The organism is Methylobacterium sp. WL7, assembly GCF_008040085.1.
Classification (GTDB): domain Bacteria; phylum Pseudomonadota; class Alphaproteobacteria; order Rhizobiales; family Beijerinckiaceae; genus Methylobacterium; species Methylobacterium mesophilicum.
The window spans coordinates 20,811-43,503 of the sequence record NZ_VRVG01000023.1 but is presented as its reverse complement, the minus strand read 5'-3'; the positions used below and the strand labels follow the sequence as shown (position 1 = coordinate 43,503).

At 70.3% G+C, this 22,693-nt stretch carries 22 protein-coding genes; 13 read left to right on the top strand and 9 right to left on the bottom strand.

Features of this window, described 5'->3' with window-relative positions:
* The first annotated feature begins 1 nt into the window (after nt 1).
* Genes FV233_RS08970 through FV233_RS08940 form a run of 7 tightly spaced genes read left to right on the top strand, consistent with a single transcriptional unit; the run spans nt 2 to nt 6,597 of the window.
* Entirely contained in the window at nt 2-532 is a 531-nt protein-coding gene (locus FV233_RS08970; protein ID WP_147897276.1) for an acyltransferase, read from the top strand.
* A gap of 14 nt (nt 533-546) precedes the next feature.
* Nucleotides 547-1,575: a Gfo/Idh/MocA family oxidoreductase gene (locus FV233_RS08965; RefSeq protein ID WP_147855403.1), complete on the top strand. Its 1,029-nt coding sequence runs from the start codon at nt 547-549 to the stop codon at nt 1,573-1,575.
* Entirely contained in the window at nt 1,572-2,687 is a 1,116-nt protein-coding gene (locus FV233_RS08960; protein ID WP_147897271.1) for a DegT/DnrJ/EryC1/StrS family aminotransferase, read from the top strand. Before FV233_RS08965 ends, FV233_RS08960 begins: the two co-directional genes overlap by 4 nt.
* A 31-nt stretch (nt 2,688-2,718) precedes the next feature.
* Nucleotides 2,719-3,702 carry an SDR family NAD(P)-dependent oxidoreductase gene (locus FV233_RS08955; protein ID WP_210247801.1) on the top strand — a complete coding sequence of 328 codons (984 nt, stop codon included), beginning with the start codon at nt 2,719-2,721 and terminating at the stop codon, nt 3,700-3,702.
* Complete coding sequence (locus tag FV233_RS08950; RefSeq protein WP_147897270.1) at nt 3,699-4,835, top strand: DegT/DnrJ/EryC1/StrS family aminotransferase; 1,137 nt, start codon at nt 3,699-3,701, stop codon at nt 4,833-4,835. Before FV233_RS08955 ends, FV233_RS08950 begins: the two co-directional genes overlap by 4 nt.
* On the top strand, nt 4,832-5,632 hold the full coding sequence (locus tag FV233_RS08945) for a polysaccharide deacetylase family protein (protein WP_147897269.1): 801 nt from the start codon (nt 4,832-4,834) through the stop codon (nt 5,630-5,632). Before FV233_RS08950 ends, FV233_RS08945 begins: the two co-directional genes overlap by 4 nt.
* On the top strand, nt 5,629-6,597 hold the full coding sequence (locus FV233_RS08940) for a glycosyltransferase family A protein (protein WP_147897268.1): 969 nt from the start codon (nt 5,629-5,631) through the stop codon (nt 6,595-6,597). The genes FV233_RS08945 and FV233_RS08940 overlap by 4 nt, the downstream gene beginning before the upstream one ends.
* 168 nt (nt 6,598-6,765) lie before the next feature.
* On the opposite strand, the gene FV233_RS08935 is transcribed toward FV233_RS08940, so the two are convergent.
* From FV233_RS08935 to FV233_RS08925, 3 genes are read right to left on the bottom strand one after another with little or no spacing between them, the layout of a single operon-like run.
* The gene (locus FV233_RS08935) at nt 6,766-8,433 is read right to left on the bottom strand and encodes a glycosyltransferase (protein WP_147897267.1); all 1,668 of its coding nucleotides are present in this window, start codon (nt 8,431-8,433) and stop codon (nt 6,766-6,768) included.
* Nucleotides 8,434-8,448: 15 nt separating this feature from the next.
* Nucleotides 8,449-9,681 carry an ABC transporter ATP-binding protein gene (locus FV233_RS08930; protein WP_147897266.1) on the bottom strand — a complete coding sequence of 411 codons (1,233 nt, stop codon included), beginning with the start codon at nt 9,679-9,681 and terminating at the stop codon, nt 8,449-8,451.
* Complete coding sequence (locus FV233_RS08925; protein WP_238262047.1) at nt 9,681-10,499, bottom strand: ABC transporter permease; 819 nt, start codon at nt 10,497-10,499, stop codon at nt 9,681-9,683. The genes FV233_RS08930 and FV233_RS08925 overlap by 1 nt, the downstream gene beginning before the upstream one ends.
* A 433-nt stretch (nt 10,500-10,932) precedes the next feature.
* On the opposite strand from FV233_RS08925, the gene FV233_RS08920 reads away from it, so the two are divergent.
* Nucleotides 10,933-12,012, top strand: coding sequence for a glycosyltransferase family 2 protein (locus tag FV233_RS08920; RefSeq protein ID WP_147854910.1), 1,080 nt, complete (start codon nt 10,933-10,935; stop codon nt 12,010-12,012).
* Nucleotides 12,013-12,228: 216 nt separating this feature from the next.
* A complete protein-coding gene (gpmI, locus tag FV233_RS08915) occupies nt 12,229-13,728 on the top strand; it encodes a 2,3-bisphosphoglycerate-independent phosphoglycerate mutase (RefSeq protein ID WP_147854914.1) in 1,500 nt (499 codons plus the stop codon).
* A gap of 93 nt (nt 13,729-13,821) precedes the next feature.
* Here the strand turns inward: gpmI and FV233_RS08910 are convergent, their stop codons facing one another.
* Both FV233_RS08910 and FV233_RS08905 read right to left on the bottom strand, forming a co-directional pair.
* Nucleotides 13,822-14,901, bottom strand: coding sequence for a macro domain-containing protein (locus tag FV233_RS08910; protein ID WP_147854911.1), 1,080 nt, complete (start codon nt 14,899-14,901; stop codon nt 13,822-13,824).
* The gene (locus FV233_RS08905) at nt 14,901-15,542 is read right to left on the bottom strand and encodes a DUF4433 domain-containing protein (protein ID WP_147854912.1); all 642 of its coding nucleotides are present in this window, start codon (nt 15,540-15,542) and stop codon (nt 14,901-14,903) included. The genes FV233_RS08910 and FV233_RS08905 overlap by 1 nt, the downstream gene beginning before the upstream one ends.
* Before the next feature lie 328 nt (nt 15,543-15,870).
* Here FV233_RS08905 and FV233_RS08900 point away from each other — a divergent pair, with 328 nt between their 5' ends.
* Complete coding sequence (locus tag FV233_RS08900) at nt 15,871-17,286, top strand: oligosaccharide flippase family protein (protein ID WP_147854913.1); 1,416 nt, start codon at nt 15,871-15,873, stop codon at nt 17,284-17,286.
* Nucleotides 17,287-17,296: 10 nt separating this feature from the next.
* Nucleotides 17,297-18,460: a GNAT family N-acetyltransferase gene (locus tag FV233_RS08895; RefSeq protein WP_147897265.1), complete on the top strand. Its 1,164-nt coding sequence runs from the start codon at nt 17,297-17,299 to the stop codon at nt 18,458-18,460.
* Here FV233_RS08895 and FV233_RS08890 read toward each other — a convergent pair.
* The 4 genes from FV233_RS08890 to FV233_RS08875 all read right to left on the bottom strand — a co-directional run bounded on the left by FV233_RS08890 (nt 18,432) and on the right by FV233_RS08875 (nt 21,311).
* Nucleotides 18,432-18,788, bottom strand: coding sequence for a hypothetical protein (locus FV233_RS08890; protein ID WP_147857805.1), 357 nt, complete (start codon nt 18,786-18,788; stop codon nt 18,432-18,434). The two genes, FV233_RS08895 and FV233_RS08890, sit on opposite strands and share 29 nt — an antisense overlap.
* Before the next feature lie 7 nt (nt 18,789-18,795).
* On the bottom strand, nt 18,796-19,023 hold the full coding sequence (locus FV233_RS08885) for a hypothetical protein (protein ID WP_147897275.1): 228 nt from the start codon (nt 19,021-19,023) through the stop codon (nt 18,796-18,798).
* Between the two features lie 310 nt (nt 19,024-19,333).
* The gene (locus FV233_RS08880; RefSeq protein WP_147897264.1) at nt 19,334-20,764 is read right to left on the bottom strand and encodes a protein adenylyltransferase SelO; all 1,431 of its coding nucleotides are present in this window, start codon (nt 20,762-20,764) and stop codon (nt 19,334-19,336) included.
* Nucleotides 20,765-20,831: 67 nt separating this feature from the next.
* On the bottom strand, nt 20,832-21,311 hold the full coding sequence (locus tag FV233_RS08875; protein WP_147897263.1) for a tRNA (cytidine(34)-2'-O)-methyltransferase: 480 nt from the start codon (nt 21,309-21,311) through the stop codon (nt 20,832-20,834).
* Nucleotides 21,312-21,490: 179 nt separating this feature from the next.
* Between FV233_RS08875 and FV233_RS08870 the strand changes: the two genes are divergently transcribed.
* Both FV233_RS08870 and FV233_RS08865 read left to right on the top strand, forming a co-directional pair.
* On the top strand, nt 21,491-21,994 hold the full coding sequence (locus FV233_RS08870) for a PRC-barrel domain-containing protein (RefSeq protein ID WP_147852859.1): 504 nt from the start codon (nt 21,491-21,493) through the stop codon (nt 21,992-21,994).
* A 99-nt stretch (nt 21,995-22,093) separates the two neighbouring features.
* Nucleotides 22,094-22,675, top strand: a complete 582-nt coding sequence (locus FV233_RS08865; protein WP_147852867.1) for an SCO family protein — start codon at nt 22,094-22,096, stop codon at nt 22,673-22,675.
* Nucleotides 22,676-22,693: the final 18 nt, after the last annotated feature.

Here is a 22,693-nt window from a genome sequence, read left to right as displayed (position 1 = left end):
GATGCCGATTACCGATGCGGATATTGAGCGAGACGTGGGTATCTTTTACCCAGATCTCGTTAATATTTATGGATGTGAAATAAAGAGCGGGTCGCGCATCGGACCCTTCGTCGAGATCCAGCGCAACAGCACCATCGGCCCCCGCTGCAAGATCTCCTCGCACACCTTCATCTGCGAAGGCGTGTCGATCGGCGCGGAAGTCTTCGTCGGGCACGGGGTGGTCTTCACCAACGAGCGCTATCCGGAAGCCACGAACGACGACGGCAGCCTGAAGCGCGACGGCGACTGGGAACTCGTCGAGACCCTGGTCGGGGATCGCGCCTCGATCGGCTCCAACGCCACCATCGTGGCCGGCATCACCATCGGGGAGGGCGCCCTGGTCGGCGCAGGCGCGGTCGTGACCCGCGACGTCCCGCCCTACGCCATCGTCGCCGGATGCCCCGCCCGGGTCATCGGCGACACGCGCCAGAAGCGCGCCCGGTCCCAACGGCCGTCCCGGCCGGCGGCGGCCGAGCCTCTGCAGATCGCTTGAGGGGACACACGCACATGATCGCCATCGGAATCGTCGGCTACGGCTACTGGGGGCCGAACCTGGCCCGCTGCACCTCGGAGACCGAGCAGTGCCGGCTCGCCGCCATCGCCGACCAGTCGCCCGCTGCGCTCGCCCGGGCGGGCAAGCGCCATCCCGCGGCCGAACTCCACCAGGATTGGCGCGACCTCATCGCGGATCCCGAGATCGACGCCGTCATGGTGGCGACGCCGGTGAGCTCGCATTTCGAGATCGCCATCAATGCGCTCCGGGCCGGCAAGCATGTCTTCATCGAGAAGCCGATCACGTCCTCGGCCTTCGAGGCGCGGCTGCTGATCGAGGAGGCGGCCAAGCGCAACCTGACCCTGATGGTCGATCACACCTTCGTCTACACGGGGGCGGTCGAGAAGATCAACGATCTGATCAAGGACGGCGCGCTCGGCGAGGTCTTCTACTACGACTCGACCCGGGTGAACCTCGGCCTGTTCCAGCGCGACGTGAACGTGATCTGGGATCTCGCGGTCCATGATCTCGCGATCCTCGACCATGTCCTGGACCTCGCCCCGGTGGCGATCTCGGCGAGCGGCACCGGCCATTTCAGCGGCCGCCCCGAGAACATGGCCCACCTGACGATCTTCTACCCGCGCGGCGTCGTCGCGCAGATCAACGTCAACTGGCTGGCCCCCGTGAAGGTCCGGCAGACGCTGATCGGCGGCAGCAAGAAGATGATCGTCTACAACGACCTGGACCCGATCGAGAAGGTCAAGGTCTACGACCGCGGCGTCACCGTCGGCGACGGCTCCGGGGACATCACCGAACTGATGGTCTCCTACCGGACCGGGGACATGTGGTCGCCGCACCTCTCCTTCCGCGAGGCGCTCGTCGTCGAGATCGAGCACTTCGTCGACTGCATCGAGACCGGCAAGGCGCCGAAGACCGACGGCCACAGCGGCTTGCGCGTGGTCGAACTCCTCGAGGCCGCGATGCGCTCCCTGCGCCAGAACGGCCACCCCATCGACCTCATGCCACTTGCGAGGGCCTCGTGATCCCGTTTCTCGACCTCAAGGCGCAATACGCGGCCATCGGCGGCGACGTCGAGACCGCCGTCCTCAACGTCCTGCGCAGCGGCGACTTCGTCCTCGGACCGGCGGTCACCGCGTTCGAGGCGGCCTTCGCCGAGGCCTGCGGCGCCAAGCACGCGGTGGCCGTCAGCAGCGGCACCGCGGCGCTCCATCTCGCGCTGCTGGCCCTGGATATCGGCCCGGGCGACGAGGTGATCACGGTCTCGGCCACCTTCGTGGCCACCGTCGCGGCGGTGCTCTACGCCGGCGCGACGCCGGTCCTCGTCGACATCGACCCGGTGAACTGGACCATGGATCCGGCCCTGGTCGAGGCGGCGATCACGCCCCGCACCAAGGCGATCCTGCCGGTGCACCTCCACGGCCGCATGGCCGATCTGGACGCACTCGGGGCCATCGCCCGGCGCCACGGCCTCGCCCTGGTGGAGGACGCCGCGCAGGCGCATCTCGCGGAGCGCGGCGGCCGGAAGGCCGGCACGATCGGGGATATCGGCTGCTTCAGCTTCTATCCCGGCAAGAACCTGGGCGCGTACGGCGAGGGCGGTGCCATCGTCACCGACCGGGACGACCTCGCCGAGGCGGCGCGGTGCCTGCGCGACTGGGGCCAGCAGGGCAAGTACAACCACGTCCGGCACGGCTTCAACCTGCGCATGGACGGGATCCAGGGCGCGGTCCTGGGTACCAAGCTTCCCTACCTGGAGGGCTGGACCCGGGCCCGTCAGGCGGTGGCGGCCGAGTACGGGGCGCGGCTCGCGGGTCTCGGGCTCGATCTGCCCGGCGCGGCCGGACGCGACCACGCCTTCCACGTCTACGCGGTCAGCACCCCCGACCGCGAAGGCCTGCGCCAGCACCTGACCGAGGCCGGGATCAGTACCGGCATCCACTACCCCGTCCCGGTCCACAGGCAGCCCGCCTACCGCCATCTGGACGACGGGACCGGCCGCCTGCCGGTCACCGAGCGCCTGGCCGCCCGGACCCTGTCCCTGCCGATGTTCCCGGAACTGACGTCCAGCCAGATCGACAGCGTCTGCCGGGCCGTCTCGAGCTACTGCGAGGTCGCCGATGCAAAAGCTGCGTGATGTCAGCAAGGGAAGCCGCTTCGCCGGCGACCTGCGCGGGACCCGGATCCTCGTCACCGGCGGATCCGGCTTCATCGGATCCCACATCATCGACCTGCTGGTCGAGGCCGGCTGCGACGAGATCGTGGCCGTCGACAACATGGTCCGCGGGCGGCCCGAGAACCTGAAGGACGCCCTCGGCTCGGGCCGTGTCCGGCTGGTGCAGGGCGACATCCGCGACCGAGCCCTGATGGACGGCCTGGTCAAGGGCACCGACGTGGTGTTCCACCAGGCGGCCCTGCGGATCACCCAATGCGCCGCCGAGCCGCGCCAGGCCTTCGAGGTGATGGCGACCGCGACCTTCGACCTGCTGGAGCGCTGCGTCGAGGCCGGCGTCGCCAAGGTGGTGATGGCCTCGTCCGCGTCGGTCTACGGCATGGCCGAGAACTTCCCGACCACGGAGAAGCACCACCCTTACGACAACCGCACCCTCTACGGGGCGGCCAAGTCGTTCGGCGAGGGCCTGCTGCGCTCGTTCAACGACATGTACGGCCTGGATTACGTGGCGCTGCGCTACTTCAACGCCTACGGGCCGCGCATGGACCTGACCGGCCGCTACACCGAGGTGATGGTGCGCTGGATGCAGCGCCTGGCCGAGGGCCAGTCCCCGATCGTGTTCGGCGACGGCCTGCAGACCATGGACCTCGTCCATGTCCGCGACATCGCCCGGGCCAACATCCTGTCGGCGACCGCACCGGCCACCGACGTGGTGCTGAACGTCGGCACCGGCGTGGAGACCTCCCTGGTCGATCTCGCCGGCCATCTCACCCGGATCATGGGCCGTGACGGCACCCCGCTGATCCACGAGGCCGAGCGCGCCGTGAACCCGGTGCCCCGGCGCCTGTGCGACACCAGCCTCGCCCGGGATCTGATCGGCTTCGAGGCCGAGATCGGGGCGGCCGAGGGGCTGGCCGACCTAGTGTCCTGGTGGAGCGACGAGGCCGGTTCGGATCACCTGAGGCGGGCGCTGGCATGATCCCGATCGCGAAACCCGATGTCGGCGAGCCGGAAGCGGAGGCCGCCGCCGCCGTCGTCCGCTCCGGCTGGCTGACCCAGGGGCCGCAGGTCGCGGCCTTCGAGGCGGAGTTCGCCGCGATCGTCGGCGCGCCCCATGCCTGCGCGGTCTCGAACTGCACCACCGCGCTGCATCTCGCGCTTCTCGCCGCCGGGGTCGGACCCGGCGACGAGGTGGTGACGGTGAGCCACAGCTTCATCGCCACCGCCAACGCCATCGCCCAGTGCGGGGCGACGCCGATCTTCGTGGACATCGACCCGGCGACCTTCAACATGGCCCCGGAGGCCGCCGCCGCGGCGGTGACCGAGCGGACCAGGGCGATCGTCTGCGTCCACCAGATGGGCATGCCCTGCGACCTCGAGGCCATCGTGGCGCTCGGGCGCCGGTCCGGCATCCCGGTGATCGAGGACGCGGCCTGCGCGATCGGCTCCGAGCGGCTCCAGGGCGACGTCTGGCGGCCGATCGGCGGACCCGCAGGCGACGTCGCCTGCTTCTCGTTCCATCCGCGCAAGGTCCTGACCACCGGCGACGGCGGCATGATCACGACGGCCAATCCCGACTGGGACCGCAAGTTCAGGCTGTGGCGCCAGCACGGGATGAGCGTGTCCGACGTGGCGCGTCACGGCAGCGCCCGGGTGGTGGCCGAGGCGTACACGGTCGCGGGCTTCAATTACCGGATGACGGACGTGCAGGCGGCCATCGGCCGTGCGCAGCTCACCCGGCTGCCCGGCCTGATCGCCCGCCGGCGCGCCCTGGCGGACGGCTACCGGGCGCGGCTCGCGGACTTGCCGGAGGTGACGCCGCCCCCCGAGCCGATGGGCTCGCGCAGCAACTGGCAGAGCTTCTGCATCCGCCTGCCGGAGACGGCCGACCAGGGCGGCGTGATGCAGGCGATGCTCGATCAGGGCATCGCCACCCGCCGGGGCATCATGTGCGCCCACCTGGAGCCGCCCTACGCCGAGGCGCCCCGGCGCTTCGCCTTGCCGGAATCGGAGCGGGCGCGCGACCACGCGATCCTCCTGCCGCTCTACGCCGGCATGGACGACGCGATGCAGGACCAGGTCGTCGCCGGCCTGCGCGCCGCCCTGCGATGATCCCCGGGCCGGTCAAGAGCCTCGCCCGCACCGTGGGGCTCACCCGTCCGCGGTTCGCGGCCGCCCGGATGGTCTACGAACGCACCACCCTGGCGGTCGCCGGGACGCGCCGTGAGCGGCCGGGCGGGCGCATCCTCTGCTATCATTCGATCGGGCAGCCCGAATGCGGCGTCAACGACGTCACACCCGAGCGCTTCCGGCACCAGATCGAGCTGGCCCTGCGCCTCGGCTACCGCTTCGTGCCGGCCGCCGCCATCGCCGAGGGAAGCGGTGAACCCTGTGACCTCGCGATCACCTTCGACGACGGCTGGCGCAGCGTGCTCGACGCCGCGGAGCCGATCCTGCGGGATCACGGGATTCCGTGGACGCTGTTCGTCGTCTCCGGCTGGCTCGACCGGCCGGGGACCGGCCCGCGCGGAATCCTGGGCTGGCGCGAGGTCGAGGCCCTGGCCTCGGCCGGCGTCGAGATCGGCAGCCATTCCGTCACCCATCCGAATTTCGGGGGCCTCGGCGCCGAGCGGGCGGCCGAGGAGCTCGACGGCTCGCGCCGGGCGATCGCGGCCCGGCTCGGCATCCGGCCCGACAGCTTCGCGATCCCGCTGGGGCAGTCGGCGAACTGGACACCGGCGGCCGCCCGCGCCGCCCAGCAGGCCGGCTACCGGATCGTCTACGCGCAGGCCGTGGAGACGCGGCCGCTCGGCACCATCGGGCGCAGCTTCGTCACGCATTTCGACAACGACCTGGTCTTCGGGGCCCTCCTGAACGGCGTCTACGACGCCTGGGAAGAATGGACATGATGCAGCCCGCGCCCCGCGCCACGGTTTCCGTGGTGGTCCCCACCTGCAACCGGCCCGCCCTGCTGCGCGAGGCCCTGGCGAGCATCCGCGCCCTGGAGGCGCCCGATCTCGCCTTCGAGATCATCGTGGGCGACAACGGTCAGCCGGGTCCGGCCGCCGAGGTCGCCGCCGCGTTCGGCGCCCTCCACGTGCCGGTCGCGCGCGCCGGCGCGGGGGCCGCCCGCAACGCGGCCCTGCTGCGGGCGAGCGCACCCTACGTGGCGTTCCTCGACGACGACGATGTCTGGCTGCCGGGCCACATCCGTCCCCATCTCCGACGGCTCGAAGCGGAGCCCGGTCTCGGCATCGTCTTCGGGCAGGTGATCACCACCTCCCCGGAACTGGAGCCGGTCTACGGTCCCTGGCCGGCGGAGCTCCCGGCCGACGGGGCCGCGCTGCTGCGCCGGATGTTGAGCGGCTACTTCCCGCAGGTCGGCGCGACCGTGGTGCGCCGGAGCCTCGTCGACAGCGTCGGCCTGTTCGACGAGGCTCTGCTCGGCGACCAGGATTGGGATTGGCAGATCCGGGCGGTGCGCCGGCACGGGGCCGCCTTCGTGGCCGTGCCCGGCGTCCATTTCCGGCAGCGGCCGGCCGGGACCTTCGACAGCCTGATCGCCCGCCGGATCCGCTTCACGCGGCTGGTCTTCCGGCGGCACGCGCCGGCCCTCGGCGTTTCGCGCCTCCAGGCCCTGCGCCTCTATTTCGCGACCGTGCAGGGGTATTACGACGCCTTCCTGGACGGCGCCCAGGCCCATGCGGCCCGGGGCGACCGGCGCGCCGCCGCCGGCGCGCTGCTCTCCGCCTTCCGGTTGATGCCGCACCGGGCGGTCAAGGACGCGATCCGGCCGACCCATCTGCGCGCGGCCCTGGTGGCCGTCGCCCAGGCAAGCCGCCCGCTCGCGGCTGCCGGGCCGGGGATGCGCTGACGGATCCGGCTTGCCCGTCGCAGGGACGTCCAGGCATCCAACCCGTGATTCCGAGCGCCGCTGCGGCTTCCTGACCTGACGAGGGCGTTGGAACGGACAAGAGGACAGGCCCGGGAAACCAGAAGGTTTCCCGGGCCTGTCTTTGGCTGATGCGACGGATACGCCGTCTCAACCGGCCCGCAGAAGCCCCGGCCGGTCCTTCACGTTGCGCACCAGCCATTCCGGCAGCAGCAGGCGCACCCGCTCCCAGGGGCCGGACAAGTCGCCGGCGCGGCGCAGGGCCGCCCAGGAGGCGACGCGCTGCCGGAGCGGCAGCATGCCGATGTAGTTCTTGGTCATCCCGGAGATCGGGAAATCCGAGCCGAACATGTCCTGGTGGCGCAGGTCCGGCTCGCCCAGATGGGGCGCCTCGGCCGTCACCGGCCCGGCATCCGGCGCGAGCCGGGGCAGCGCCCGGGCCTGCGCGTAGACCGCGTCGAGCCCGGCGGCCCAGCTCGCCGGCGCGTAAAGGCGCGCGATGGCGGCGCTGATCGCGGCCCCCGTGGTCCGGCGGTCCTCCGCGTCGGTGATCAGCGCGGTGAGGTGGGCCTCGTATTCCGCTTGGTCGCGGGCGACCCGGGCCGTGGCGTCGAGCCCGGGATGGTTGATCGCGACGATCTCGGCCGCCGCGGGCGCCTCGAACCGCGTCACCAGCGGCAGCCCGTAGGCGGCGGCTTCGAGCATCGAGGTCGACGAGACGAACGGGTAGGAATCGACGTAGATGTCCGCCGCCTCGAAGAAGACCCGCGGATCCGACTGCTCGGCATGGGCCACGATCCGCCCGCCCGTGGCGGCCTGCGCCCGGGCCCAGTCCGCGCGCTCGCCCGCGCCGACCACGATCAGGCGGGCCTTCGGATGCGCGGCCAGGAGATCGACGTGGCGGTCGGCGTAGGTGACGTCGCCGACGTTGCGGTACTTGGCGCCGCGCGCCACGGAGACCAGCAGGACCTCGTCGTCCGGGATCCCGAGGGCACGCTTGGCGGCCGCACGGCTGCGCTGGCGCTCGGGCAGCGTGATCAGGGTCGGGAGCAGGAAGCTCCGGGCCGGATCGACGCCGCGCCGCGTGATCGCGAGCCGGCGGGCGGCCTCGCGCAGGTTGATCACCGCGTGGCTGATCCGGGTCCCGATCCAGAACAGGTGATCCGCGTGGTTGAGGAGGAGGACCGGCGGGTGCTTGCCCGGATCCGCGAAGGCGATCAGCGGGACCACGTCCTCGCAATGGATGTGGAGGACGACGACGTCGTAATCCCGCGCGACCCGGCGCAGCTCCCGCGCCCAGGCGAGCTTGCCGCCCTGGCGGTGGTTCAGGTGGTGGATCGCGCCGCCGCTGGCGCGGACCGCCTCGGCGATCCGCCCATCGACCGGGCCGCGATGTTGGGTCAGGGCGAGCCCGTTGGTCCGGTGGGCGTCGGCGCCGATCCACAACGCCAGCATCTTGGTGAGGCCGCCCACCGGGGCGAGCTGCGTGCAGACGTGGAGGACGCGCCGGAACGGGGCCGGCTCCGGGGCCGTGCGATGGCCGGCCTCCGGCTCGAGCCGCCGGCCGATCTCGGCGGTCAGGCGCTCCAGGCGCGGGCTCGCGAAGACCCCGCAATGGCGATGGGCCGCCATCGTCGCCGCGATGGCGGCTTCGACGGCGGCGCCTTCGAGGTCGCCCGCAGCCCCCCGGCGCTCGGCCTCCCGCACCCGGGCATCGAAGGCCGAGAAATTCGCCCGGATCCGCCCGGCGCGCCGGGCGGTCTCGTCGTCGATGTCTCGGCGTCCGTCATGGCGGAACTCTGACGCAACAATGGCCATCGTGCCCTCCGGGCTTCAGCGATGCGGTGCGGAATCCGCCGTCCAGGTGCCGGGAGTGTGGAAGACACCGAACACGTCGGGGGCGAAGACCGGGTGCTCCACGTGGAAGCGGGCGCCGATCCGCGCGGCGAGCAGGCGCTCGAAGCCCCGCTGCCGGACCACCACCGAGACCTTGTAGGTGTCCGCGGTAAGGGTCAGCGGCGGCGTCAGCAGCTCGATCGTGCCGTCGCCCGACAGGGTCTGCAGCTTGGCGCGGTCCGTCATCGTGCTGAAGTTGCAGCAGAGCAGCTCGTCCGATCGCGTGATCGAGAATAGGACATGTGGGTCGGTGATCGGCTCCGAGGCGGTGTAGCGCGCCGTGATCCGCATCCGCTCGCCGTGCCGGAACAGCGTCTTCGGAGCGCCGGATTCGTCGGCGACCGTGACGTCCTGGATCTCCACCGGGTGGTGGCCGCCCTCCGGCCGGAACCAGGGCGCGTCGGCCAGGTAGCTGTCCCGCTCGTAGTGGTGCAGCCCCTCGTCGGTGGGGCCGTCGAAGGCGACGCGGCCGTTCTTGATGTAGATCACCCGCTCGCACATGGTCTTCACGCTGAACATGTTGTGCGAGACGAGCAGGATCGTCGAGCCCTTGCTCTGGAGGCGGCGGGCGAAGTCGATGCACTTCTTCTGGAAGGTGTAGTCGCCGACCGCCAGGACCTCGTCGAGGAGCAGGATGTCGGGCTCGAGATGGGCGGCGACCGAGAAGGCCAGCCGGACATACATGCCGCTGGAATAGCGCTTCACCGGCATGTCGATGAAGTCGCCGATCTCCGAGAACTCGACGATCGCGTCGAACTTTTCAGCGATCTCGTGGCGGTGCATGCCCAGGATCGAGCCGTAGAGGAAGATGTTCTCGCGGCCGGTGAGCTCCCGGTGGAAGCCGGTGCCGACTTCGAGCAGGGCGCCGACCCGGCCGACCAGCCGGATGCTGCCGGTGGTCGGGGCGGCGATCCGCGAGATCAGCTTGAGCAGGGTGCTCTTGCCGGCCCCGTTCATCCCGATGATGCCGACGTTCTCGCCGTGCTTGATGCCGAAGCTGACATCCTTGAGCGCCCAGAACCCCTCCTTGGTCGGGCGCGCCTCGGACCGGCGCGTCATCAGGCCCCGCGCGCCGTCGATGAGCGCCTCGCGCAGGGAATTGTCGTGCGTGGCCCGCGGGGCACGCCAGTATTGCTTGCCGATATCCTGTACGCTGATCGCCATCGACATCAGATTATATCCGCGAAAGAGCGCTCCATGCGCTGGAAGAAGATCAGTCCGGTGAACAGCAGCAGCGACGACACCGTGACCGAGACCGCGAGGGCGAACAGGTCGGGCGTGGTTCCGCCGAGGATCGCGAACCGGAACGCCTCGATCAGCCCGACCATCGGGTTGAGCGCGTAGAGCCAGCGCACCGAGTCGGGGACGATGCTCGCCGCGTAGACGATCGGCGAGGCGTACATCCAGATCTGGATGAGGAACGGCAGCGTGTGCTTCACGTCCCGGAAGCGGACGTTGACCGGCCCGAGCCACAGGCTCACCCCGAGCGCCAGCATCGCGGTGACCGCGAGCGTCGGCACCGCGAGGACGATGTGCCAGCTCGGCATCACCCCGTAGCAGAGCATCAGCACCAGCATCACCGCGAGGGCGATGGCGAAGTCCACCATCGGCGACACCACGGTGGCGAGCGGGATCACCAGGCGCGGGAAGTAGATCTTGCGGATGAGTTCCGCCTCGGTGACGAGGCCGGTGGCGCTCCGGCGCACCGACTCGGCGAAGTAGGTCCACAGGATGATGGCGCTGCCGGCGAACAGTGCATAGGGCGCCCCGTCGGTGGGGATCTTGGCGAAATGGCCGAAGATGACCGTGAAGATCGCCACCGTGAAAAGCGGCTGCGCGATGGCCCAGCAGGCGCCCAGGGCGGTCTGGCGATAGAGCACCTTCAGGTCGCGCAGGATCAGGACCCACAGCAACCCGCGATACTGCCAGACCCCGGCGGCATCGAAGGCGACGAGTTGATTGTCGGGCCCGATTTCGGTGACCGGCATCGCGGCCGGTTCCGATCTGGGCCCGGCCAGGCCATGTTTCGGCGCATCGAGCGCAAGCGCGTCCAAAGAGTCCATCATTCGAAGCGATCCCGCACGACGATCGGTGCTTGCTGGATCCGTTCGCGGCATCAGCTGCCGGATCGGCGATCCCACTGAGCCGGGCTATCACCGCGGTCATCCGGCACGAATTACATCTTTCGTCGTACCGAGCCTCCCGACTGAAGAGGTGGTTGTCGTTGACCACCGTATTGATTGCTTATGAGGACAGAAGAGACCCCGGGCGCGGGACGTCGTCTCTGTCGATGCCGGCTCGGCCGGCCCGGACACGCGTGCCGGGCGAACGAGCCGTCCTCACCGAGGCGCTGGGCTTCCTCCGGAACGGGGCCACCGCGGGTCCGGCGCAAGATCGGGCTCGGGTCTCAGGAGAACCGCCATGAAGGACGCTTCGGTCGATGGCTCGGACGGCGCGAGCATCCCGTTGGTGACGATCGCCATGCCGGCCCTGAACGAGGCCCAGCACATCGCCGAGGCGATCCGCTCGGTGATGCCGGCCTCAGGGTCGCTCGCGTGTGAATTACTGGTGATGGATGGCGGCAGCAGCGACGCGACCTGCGCCATCGTCCAGGCGCTCAGCGATAAGGATCCACGGATCCAGCTGATCCACAACGCCCGCCGCATCCAGGCCTCGGCGCTCAACCTCGCGGCCCGCCTCGCGCATCCGGGCTCGACCTATCTCGTGCGCGCCGATTGCCACGCGGCCTACCCCGAGAACTGGGTGCAGGACCTGGTGCGGACGATTCGCCAGTGGGACGCCGTCTCGGTGGTCGTGCCCCTTCGGACCATCGGGGTGACGCCGCTGCAGCGTGCCATCGCGGCCGCCCAGAACAGCCGCCTCGGCAACGGCGGCTCGGCGCACCGCCTGGGCGGGATCTCGGGCTACGTCGCCCACGGCCACCACGCCATCTTCGACCGGCGCGAGTTCCTGCGGGTCGGCGGTTACGACGAGAGTTTTTCGCACAACGAGGACGCCGAGCTCGACCGTCGGCTCTGCGCGGCCGGCGGCAAGATCTATCTCGCGGCCGACCTCGTCGTGACCTACTACCCCCGCGCGACCCTGTTCAGCCTGACCCGCCAATATTTCCTGTACGGCCGCGGCTGCGCCCGGACCCTGGAGAAGCACGCCAGCCTGCCGCGGCTGCGCCAGATGCTGCCCCCCCTGGTCCTGCTCTACGGCGTCGCCGCCCTGGCCCTCGTCACGGTCGCCCCGATGCTGCTGATCCTGCTGGCGGTCTATGCGGGGGGCTGCGGCCTCAGCGGTCTCGCGCTGGCACTGAAGGCGCGGGAGCCGGGCCTGGTCATGAGCGGCCCGGCGGCGATCGCGATGCACCTGGCCTGGGCCGCCGGCTTCCTGTCGCATCGGGGCTATCGCCGGACCCTGCTGCGGACCGCCTTGCGCCGGAAGCCGCCCCTGCTCGGCGTCGCACCCGGATCGGACCCGGCGAGCGTCAACTGACCGGGATTCCGCGAACGGGCCATGCGAATCCGGTGTCAGAAGCCGGACGCCGTTCCCCTTCCGTCGCCAATTCCTACCCTGGGCTGTAGTCTCGCGCGGCCAAGCCGATTATCGACACGCGCATCTTTCCGGACCTCAGGGGTCCGGAGTACCCGCGCCGTGCCGTGCAGGCCTTGGAGTGTTGTGACCGTGCCCGACAGGACCCCGCGCCCCGTGATGCTCGTGATCCTCGACGGCTGGGGACTCCGGGACGCGGTCGCCGACAATGCCGTCCACCAGGCCCGCACGCCCGTCTTCGACGGCCTGATGCGAGAGGGGCCCCGGGCGCGGCTGCAGACCTTCGGGGCCGATGTCGGCCTGCCCGAGGGGCAGATGGGCAATTCCGAGGTCGGGCACCTGAACATCGGCGCGGGCCGGGTGGTCATGCAGGACCTGCCGCGCATCGATACCGCCGTCGCGGACGGCTCGCTCGCCACCAACCCGGCCCTGACCCGGTTCATCGACGCGCTGCGGGCGAGCGGCGGGACCTGCCACCTCGTCGGCCTGCTGTCGCCCGGGGGCGTCCACGCGCACCAGGACCACGCGGTGGCGCTGGCGCGGGTGCTGGTCGAGGCCGGCGTGCCGGTCCGCCTCCACGCCTTCACGGACGGGCGGGACATGCCGCCGCGCTCCGCGGCCGGCTGCCTGGAGGCCGTCGAGGCCGCGCTCCCCGAGGGCGCCCGCATCGCCACCTTGTGCGGCCGCTACTACGCGATGGATCGCGACCGGCGCTGGGAGCGGGTCTCGATCGCCTACGACGCGATGAGTGCGGCGCGCGGCGCCCGGTTCGCGAGTGCCCTGGAGGCGATCGCCGCCTCCTATGTGCTCGACCTGTCGGACGAGTTCCTGCGGCCGGCCATCATCGGCGACTATGCCGGCATGCAGGACGGCGACGGCGTGCTGAGCTTCAATTTCCGCGCCGACCGGACCCGGCAGATCCTCGAGGCCCTGCTCGATCCGGACTTCGCGGGCTTCCCCCGGGCCCGGACGGTCCGGTTCGCCGCAGCCCTCGGCATCGTTCAGTACAGCATCGAGATCGATGCCTTCGCCGACACGCTGTTCGGCCCCCTCGACCTGCCGAACGGCCTCGGCGAGACGGTGGCCCGGGCCGGGCGCACACAGCTGCGCATGGCCGAGACCGAAAAGTATCCGCACGTCACCTACTTCATGAACGGCGGCCGCGAGGCACCGTTCGAGGGCCAGGACGCGATCCTGGTGCCGTCCCCGAAGGTGGCGACCTACGACCTGCAGCCGGAGATGTCGGCCGCGGAGTTGACCGACCGCGCCGTGGAGGCGATCGGCTCCGGCCGCTACGACATGATCCTGCTGAACTTCGCCAATCCCGACATGGTCGGCCATACCGGCAGCCTCGCCGCCGCCGTGAAGGCGGTGGAGACGGTGGATGCCTGCCTCGGCCGGGTGGTCGACGCGATCCGGGCCGGCGGGGGGGCGCTGCTCGTCACCGCCGACCACGGCAATTGCGAGATGATGCGCGATCCGGAGACCGGCGAGCCGCACACCGCCCACACCCTCAACCCGGTGCCGGCGATGCTGGTCGGCGTCGATGGCGTGACGCTCGCCGACGGCCGCCTGGCCGACGTCGCGCCGACCCTCCTCGACCTGATGGGCCTCGAGCAGCCCGCCGAGATGACCGGGCGGTCGCTGATCCGGCGCTGAGCGGGCCGGGCGCAGGGCGCTCGGCGGGCGGGATCGTGGCGACGGCGTCTTAAAATGCCGAACAGAACCGTCTGACCTGGTCGAAGACGGCTTTCAGTGGGTTGGGGCCGCCGCGCGACCGATGAGGCGCTCTAACGCGAGCCCAACGACACGCGCATCGAAGATCCGAGCCTTGCGCGCGGCTGAGCCGGGACCACCAGGCCATTGCTTGATGCCCCGCATCATAGCTTCGACGGTGGGCTCGACGCCCGCTCGATGCAGGAGCCAGTGGATGGTGGCAAGAAGCTCCATCCCGAACGGAGATTCGAAGCCGTCGATCAGATCGGTCGTCCGCTCCAGGGCAACGAGGTAATCCTTGCCGTCCGCCTTCAGGTAGGCGGCGATCCGGTCCCGCTGATTGTCCTCGAACCTGATAAGGTCCAGCGGAAGAGCATCGGCGAGTCGCTTATCGCAGTGCAGATAAGTTCCATCCATGCCGTTAAGCAGATGCCTGAGCCGATCAGCATAGGGGCCGTACCGATTGGCCTTGTATGCGAGCGTCAGAGGATTTTGAGGAGCTGTGGCCTCGACTGCACACTCTAGAAGATAAGCTAGCTTCTGCACTTCAAGCAATGAGCACTCGAAGCCAAGCACGGCGTACCGACGTACGAGCTCCGCAACGAGCGCGCTCGCTGGTGTGAGTGACTTTCGACCCTCTCGTTTCAGGACATTCTGGTACGTGGCTGTCGGCTCGTACACGATCACCTCGACCCCGGGGATGTCCCCGAGAGCGGCCTCGATACGTGGGCGAACATCGGCCCAGTTGAGGCCGCCATTGCCGCTGCCGAGGGGTGGTACCGCGATCGAACGTATACCGTTCTGCTCGATCACGCGGCGGAGATCGGCCAAGCCCTCCTCGATCCAAATCATCTTGGACGGGAAGCGCCAGTTGGCCTTGGTCGGAAAGTTGATGATCCAGCGAGGCCCCGTGAGATGGCCGCGCTCGGTTACGAACATGCGACCCGTCTTTACCTCACCCGCTTTGCAGGCAGCTGCGTACGCCCGGAAGTTGTCCGGAAAATTCTCCTTGAACATCAGCGCGATGCCTTTGCCCATCACGCCTACCGTGTTCACGGTGTTGACCAGCGCCTCCGCAGGCGCGTCAAGAAGGTCGCCCTGTGTGAAGGTGATCATCAGAAATACCAACTCTGCTTAGTGCGCACTAGCAACGGTGTTCCTGCTTTGTCCACAAATTTTTGAACGTCTGCGCGGACGCTCTCGCTGTGAACCGCAACCCCCTTCAAGCCGTCCAGAGGCACATGCCTGTGGACTAATGCCTCGGCTTGATATCGCTCCACACGCTCAGGGTTCGTAGGATCCTTTTTGAAGTCCTTGGACCTTAGCGCTACCCAATCTATCTGGTCGAGGCGCTCCACATCACGATAGAAGTTGGCCGTCATCAGATAAGCGTGTCTATCTGTAAATATTAATTCCAAACTTTGATCAATGGCATGGTATATACTTGATACAAATATAAGTATGTCGTCGTTCGCCCGTCGAGTTATGCCGTTCCAGCCCGATTTGATGTTGAACGCCATCGGGGAGAGGGGCGTGAAATAGAAAGGCACGTAGTCGTTCAGGACGCCCCCCGGCCGAACTGGAACAGACCGGCTGCCACGGCGGCCGATAAGATCGAGATTGCCGATGTTGACGTAGCCAGGGTCAGAGCCGTCGGCGTTCCTCGCGTAGAGCCCACGCGCCAGCACAAGCGGCAGATTCTCCCGATGCACGATGCGGAATATGTAACCGTTCTCCTGCTTCAGAAACGCCGTCATGGGTGAAGCTCGCCAGCCCCCTACGGTTGTCGCCTTGGCTCGGACATCGCCGGAAATCCCTCGGGAAAACCCAAGCTTCGTCCATGACCGTAAGGCCAAGCGGTTAGCGATTTACCATCATCCTGTTTCGGCGTGCGACCGTCCCGTCGACTCAGGCCCTTAAAGCATCGTCCCGAAAGGTAGTTTCCGGCTTTCGGACAGGACGATGCGAGAACGGTGACGTCGAGCATCGCTGTGGATCCGGTATCCGGAACGATGCCCTAACGCTTGCGCCCGCATAAGGGGCATCGCCGAAGCGGCAACCGTTATGGCGCATGATGCGTAGGACATGATTGCCCGGCACAGCCTGATCTATGTCGGCTCGCGCGGCTTCGCCGCCGCCCTGAACATGGCCTCCGTGGCGGTGTTCACCCGGCTCGCCCCGGTGGAGAGCTACGGCATCTACCTGTACGTCCTGTCCTGGGCGCTGGTGCTCTACGGGGCGACCTGCCAGTGGCCGAAATTCGCGTTCTTCGCCCTCTACGACGAGGCGCGCGAGCCGGCGCAGGTTGGCACCGTGGTGCGGATCCTCGCCGGCACGCTGCTGCTCGCCGGCCTCGGCAGCGCGCTCGCGGCCGGGCTCGGGCTGGTCCCGGCCGATATGGCGGCCGCGATCCTGGCGCTCGCCTTCGGCACCACCCTGTTCGAGGGGTCCACCGAGATCGCCCGCACGCGCCTGAAGGCCGGTGCGGTGGCGGCCTCGGTGATGAGCCGCGCCGTGCTGATGCTCGGGCTCGGCAGCCTGGCGCTGCACCTGTCGAGCGATCCGCTGCACCTCGCTTTTGCGGTGGCCGCCGCGAACGCCCTGGCGGCGCTGCCGGCCGCGATCACCATCGCCCCGATGATGCCCGGCCGCGGCAGCCGCGCCGAGGCGCTGCGGCTGTTCGCCTATGGCTGGCCGCTGGTGCTGTCCTTCGGCACGGCGGCCCTGGCCCAGAGCCTCGACCGGCTGATCATCGCCAAGACCGTGGGGCCCGCGGGGCTGGGCGCCTACGGGGCTCTGGCCGACTTCCTGAAGCAGAGCTTCATCGTGTTCGGCGAGGCGATCGCCCTGTCGCTGATCTCCATCGCCAAGCGCGAGGCGCGGGTCGGCGGCATCGCGGCGGCCTCCGGGGTGCTGAGCGACGCCGCCCGGGCGATGACCCTGATCGCCGCCTTCGGGGCGGTGTTCTTCCTCTGCTTCGACGACCTCGTGGTCGCGGTGCTGCTCGGGCCGGCCTACCGGGCGGAGGCGCGCGCGCTCGCCCCGGTGCTGATCCTGGCCAGCATCCTGATGATGTTCCGCGCCTATTATTTCGGGCAGGTGATCTACTTCACCCGCACCAGCCGGCTGGAGGCGGGGGCGGCCTTCGCAACCCTGGCGGCGGTGGCGGCACTCTCGCTGCTGCTGATCCCGACGCTCGGCGCCGCCGGGGCGGCCTTGGCCTTCGCGGGCGGGCAGGCGGCGGCCTGCCTCGTGCTGGTGCTCGGCGCCTACCGGGCCGGCACCACGATGCCGCTGCCGCTCGCCGACATGACGGGGATCGCCGGCGCGGCCCTGGTCTGCGGCGCGGTGATGGCCGGGATCGGCCTGATCCCGGGCGGCCTGATGCCGCCCGGCCAGGCCCTGCGGCTGGTCCTGCTCCTCACCGTGGCCGGGGCGACCGCGTGGCGCTACGACGTGCTCGGGTTCGCCGGGGCGATCCGCCACCGGCTCGCGGCCTGACGGGCGCGCCATGCCGGACACCGCGACCCTTGCCGGCGGCCTTGTGGCAGCGGTCCGTCCCCTCGATCCGGCCGCCGCCTGGATCCCGGCCTGGCGGGCGCTCGGTGCGGGCGCCGTGGTCCGCAACCCGTTCTACGAGGCCGGCTACGCGCTGGCGGCCCGAGACCCCTTCGGCGACGGCGTGCGGCTCCTGATCGTGGCCGACCGCCCCCCCGAAGCGCCGGGCGTGCGGATCCTGGCGGCCTGGCCGTTCCGCCGGCTGTGGCGCCGCTGGGGCGTGCCGCTGCCCGTGCTGATGGGCTGGACCCACGGCTACGGCCCGTTCGGCGCGCCGCTGCTCGACGCCGCCGACCCGGAGGCCGCGCTCGCCGGACTGCTCGCCGCGCCGCGGGCGCTCGGCCTGCCGCCGCGGCTGCTGCTGCCGAACGCGCCCGCAACCGGTCCCCTGGCGGACCTGCTGTCCGCGTGCGGGGTGCGGCGGGCCGCCTACTGGCCGCACGAACGCGGGTTGCTCGACGTGACCGGCCGGTCGATGCAGGCACGGGCGACGTATCTCGACCACCTGTCCGGCAAGCGGCGGCGCAAGCTGCGCCTCGCCCGCCAGCGCCTGGAGGCCGTGGGACCGGTCGCGCTCGAGATCCTGGACGCCCCCGCGGCGCTCGACCGCGCCCTGGACGACCACGTCGCCCTGGAGGCCGCGGGCTGGAAGGGCCGGGCCGGCACCGGCCTGGGGGAGCGGCCCGACGAGGTCGCGTTCCTGCGCGCCGTGCTGGCCGATCTCGGATCCGAGGGGCGGTTACGCGTGGCGCGGTTGCGCCGGGACGGCCGGGTCCTGGCCTCCGCGATCCTGCCGATCACCGGCACCGAGGCCTGGGTGCTCAAGATCGCCCACGACGAGGCGGATTCGGAGGCCGCCCCCGGGGTGCAACTCGTCCACCGCCTGACCGAGACGGTGCTGGCCCGCGAGGGCATCGACCGGATCGATCGGATCGACTCCTGCGCCCCGCCGGATTTCGCCCTCGGCTCGACCTTCTGGACGGAACGGCGCCCGATCGCCCACCTGCTGGTTGAGGCCGGCCGCGACCCGCTGTTCCCCCTGGCCCGCACTCTGGAGCGCGCCCGCGAGCGCGTGGCGCGGGCGCGCCTCACCAGCCGAAGCGGGCGATCTGCGTGAGCCGGGCCTGCACCGCCGCGTCGTCGTGGCCGATGCGTGCGATCCGCTCGGACAGACCGTAGCAGGTCGCGCAGAACGGCAGCTGGATCACCGGGATGCCTTCGTTCCGCGCCCGGCCGACCGAGGCGATGAGGCAGGGGACGACCGGCTCCTCCGCGGGCGTCCCGAGGCAGTCGGCCCGCGGGCTTCCGAACACCGGACGGGTGGGCCAGGTCAACTGCACCGTCGTGCCGCCGCGCCGGTCGGGGGCGGGCGCCAGGGTGTAGCTGCGCAGGAACAGGCCGCAGCTCAGCAGCACAAGCCCGGGCAGGATCAGGGCAGCGCGCATCGGCCCCTCAATCCGCCGCGTCGAAGCGGCTGCGGAAGAAGACCTCGCGGCCGGCGCCGTCGATCACCCGCACGGCCTCCGCCGGCTCGCCGGATCGCTGCGGCACCCGGGCGCGGGCGAACAGGCGCAGCGCCCGCTCCTGGGCGGTCTCCAGGCTGCCGACGCGCACCGAGATCCGCGTCTGGACCTCGCCCGACTCCGGACCGAGGACTTCGATATGGAAGGTCTCGCGCAACGGCACCTGCCTGATCGTGAGCGCCTGCCGCCGGAGCGGGCCCGGTTCGGCGCGGGGTGAAACCCGTCCCGGGAGACGGCCTCGGAGCCAAGTCCGATTGCAACGCGATCGGCGGCGGCTCTAAGAGGGGCCCGCCCCGACATAGGGGAGATTGTTCGAGGAGTCCCGTGGACCCGCTCAAGGCTGCCGCCGCGACTGCCGTCTGCCTCGTCCTGTTCTGGCTGGCCTTCCGGCTGACCCGGCGCCTCGTCGACATGGCGATCGCGGGCGGCTACGCCGAGGAGCAACGGCGGCTGGCCGAAGAGGAGGCTCAGGCGGCCGAGGGCGCGGTGCCGCAGGCCTCGGCCATCTGCGCCACCGCGGCGAGCTTGGCCGCGAACGGCGACCAGTCGTCGGCCGCGGCGATCGGGGCCCAGAGCGCCTCGACCTCCTCGATCAGCATCGTACAGGGCTCCCCCGCGAAATAGGGATGGTCGAGCCGCGCGCCCGGGGCCGGGGTGAGCGCGTCGAGCGCCGCCCGCACCGGCGCGAAGGCCTCCGACCGGTAATGCCCGGCGCTCGGGCCGGCCTCAGCCCGGCCGGCGCTCGCAGGGCCGCCGTACCAGTCGAAGAAGAAGCGCTCGAACGGCGCGCGGGTCTCGGCCAGGAACCGCCAGACCGCCGAGACCAGCCGGTCGGTCTCGGGCCGCGGCGCCTCAGCCAACCCGAGCCGGCCGAACAGCGCCTGCGCAAACCCGTCCTGCAGGGCGGGGCCGAAGCCGGACAGGGCCGCTTCCAGGCGGGCTTGCGGGGCGAGCGTCAGGAGGCAATCGGCCAGCCGGGCGAGGTTCCAGAACAACGCCTCGGGCTGGCGACCGAAGCTGTAGAGGCCGGTCTCGTCGAAATAGGCGGCGGTGAAGTCCGGGTCGTAATGCGGCAGGAAGCGCCAGGGGCCGTAATCGAAGCTCTCGCCGGTGACGTTGATGTTGTCGGAGTTGAGCACCCCGTGGACGAAGCCCGCCGCCGCCCATTGCGCGCCGAGACGGGCGACCCGGCCGACCACGTCCTCCAGGAAGGCGACGCCCCGGTCCTCCAGGCTCTCGCGCCAGAGTTCCGGCCGGTGGGTCTCGATGGTGTGGTCGAGCAGCCGGGCGATGTTGTCCGGCTCGCCCAGCGCCAGGAAGCGCTGGAAGCTGCCGATGCGGATATGCCCGTGCGAGAGCCGCACCAGCACGCCGGAGCGGGCCGGGGAGGGCTCGTCGCCGCGCACCAGATCCTCGCCGGTCTCGATCAGGCTGAAGCTCTTCGACGTGTAGACGCCCTGCGCCTCCAGCAGGGCCGTGGCCAGCACCTCGCGCACGCCGCCCTTGAGGGTGAGCCGCCCGTCGGCCCCGCGGGACCACGGCGTCGTGCCGCTGCCCTTGGTGCCGAGATCGAGCAGCCGCCCGTCCTTCAGGTCGTGCAGTTGCGCGAACAGGAAGCCGCGGCCGTCGCCGAGCTCCGGGTTGTACGAGCGGAACTGGTGGCCGTGGTAGCGCAGCGCCAGGGGCGTCTCGAAGCTTCCGGGCAGCGGCGCGAACCGGCCGAAATGGGCGATCCAGTCATCATCGGACAAGCCGGAGAGGCCGACGCGCGCCGCCCAGGCCTGGTTGCGGTAGCGCAGGATCGCGGCCGGGAAGCGCGCGGCCGCCACGGGATCGTAGAAGGCGGATCCGAGATCGGCGTGGCGCCGGGACGGGCGGTAGGGTCTGGGTTCGGTCACGCGGCGCGTCTCCCGGGCTGGCGGCGCGGGTGCTGCCGAGGACCCGCCCCCATGATGCCCCGCCCTATCAAGCCGGCGTGCCGCGATCCGGTTCGAACCCGCCGGTCCGGCGCAGGGCCTCGCCGGCGATCATCGCGGCCGCGACCGCGACGTTGAGCGAGCGCAGGCCCGGCCGGATCGGCACCACGACCCGGGCGTCGGCGGCCGCATGGACGGAATCGGGTACGCCGGCCGATTCGCGCCCGACCATGATGCAATCGTCCGGGCCGAACGCGAAATCCGTATGGGGCCGGGCGCCCGCCGTCGTGGCGAGGACGAGCCGCAGGCCGGCCTCGGCCCGCCACGCCTCGAAGGCCGAGAACGAGCGGTGCCGGGTGATCGCCACGTGGTCGAGGTAATCGAGGCCCGAGCGGCGCAGGTGCCGGTCCGAGACGTCGAAGCCCGCAGGCTCCACGATCTCGACCGCGAGCCCGAGGCAGGCGGCCATCCGCAGCATCGTGCCGGTGTTCTGGGGGATGTCGGGTTGGTAGAGGACGAGGCGCAGCATGGGGCCAGGCTTGTGATGGGCCGGCGCCGTGCCGTCAAAGCGCCGGGCGTCGGACCCACAGCCGGCAAAGGGGCGCGCAATCCGGGGCGCCCGACGAAAATCGGCGGAACTTACGCTGCGCCAAAGGCTTAAGGCGGCGCCACCTTCGTTTGCGAACCCTGTCCGAAAGTCCTGACCCGATGCGCACTCCGCTCCTTGCCTCGGCCCTTCTGCTGGCCGGTCTCGCAACCGCTGCGGCGCAGAATGCCAGCCCGACCCCGAATGCCGCCGCTCCGGCCGCGCCGGTGCCCGGTCAGCCGGCCACCATGGCCGACAACCTGCGTCCGACCTTCGTGGCCCAGTCCCCGGACGACATGGTCGCCAGCAAGCTGATCGGGGCCAACGTCACCAACGCGGCCAACGACACGATCGGGCAGATCGCCGACTTCGTCCTCGACCAGAAGGGCAGCGTGAAGTCCTGGGTCATCGGCGTCGGCGGCTTCCTGGGGATCGGCTCCAAGTACGTGGCCGTCGACCCGTCGGTGATGAAGCTCGACCGGACCGACGACAAGACGCTCCAGGCCCGCATCGACACGACCAAGGATCAGCTGAAGGCCGCGCCGGAATACATCTACCTCGGCAAGGAGCCGCCGAAGGGCGCGGCCGCCGCCCCGCCCGCCGGAGAGCCCGCCGCCAAGCCCTGACATCGGATCCGAGCCGAGCCGGCGGCATAACGCTGGCTTGCCTTCGCGCGCCGTTCCGTGCTGTGCCAGCCGCAGCACGGAGGTCGGAGTCCGATGAAGATGCGCCGCGCCCTGATCCCCCTTCTGGCCTTCTGCCTGGGTCTCGTCGGCCTGACCGGGGCGGCGGTGTTCGCCTTCATGCCGGACCGGGCGCCTGTGGGCGTACCCGGGGTCGGCGGCCCGTTCACGCTGATCGACCAGAACGGGCGCACGGTCACCGAGCGCGACTTCTCCGGCGCGCCGCACCTCGTGTTCTTCGGCTTCACCCATTGCCCGGACGTGTGCCCGACGACGCTGCAGCAGGTCTCGGACGTGCTCGCCGCCCTCGGGCCGAAAGCCGAGCGGATGCGCGTCGCCTTCGTCACCGTCGATCCCGAGCGCGACGACCCGGCGAGCCTGAAGACCTACCTGTCGAGCTTCGATCCGCGCATCACCGGCCTCACCGGCAGCCCCGAGCAGATCGTGGCCACCGAGAAGGCGTACCGGGCCTATGCCCGCAAGGTGCCCGGCAAGGACGGGGACTACACGATGGAGCACACGGCGATCGTCTACGTGATGGACGCGCAGAACCGCTTCCTCGGCGCCCTCGACCTCTCCCGCCCGGCCGAGGAGACCGCGGCGCAGCTGTCCAAGAAGATCTGACGAGAAGATCTGACGAGA